This is a genomic window from Planococcus chinensis, from assembly GCF_020071995.1.
GTDB lineage: Bacteria > Bacillota > Bacilli > Bacillales_A > Planococcaceae > Planococcus > Planococcus chinensis_A.
In genome coordinates this window covers 1-255 of sequence record NZ_JABWTK010000065.1, presented here as the reverse complement: position 1 = coordinate 255, position 255 = coordinate 1, and the positions used below count along the sequence as shown (strand labels likewise).

General features: G+C 54.5%; 1 rRNA gene. It reads left to right on the top strand.

Going from position 1 to position 255, the window contains the following annotated elements:
• Positions 1 to 255, top strand: a 23S ribosomal RNA gene (locus HU147_RS19340); the annotation flags it as partial.

Sequence of the window (255 nt, the reverse complement as noted above, 5' to 3'; positions counted from 1 at the left end):
TTAAAGAGTGCGTAATAGCTCACTGGTCGAGTGACACTGCGCCGAAAATGTACCGGGGCTAAACGGATTACCGAAGCTGTGGATGGACATCTCAGATGTCCGTGGTAGGAGAGCGTTCTAAGGGCGTTGAAGCGGGACCGGAAGGATCCGTGGAGCGCTTAGAAGTGAGAATGCCGGTATGAGTAACGAAAGACGGGTGAGAATCCCGTCCACCGAATGCCTAAGGTTTCCTGAGGAAGGCTCGTCCGCTCAGGG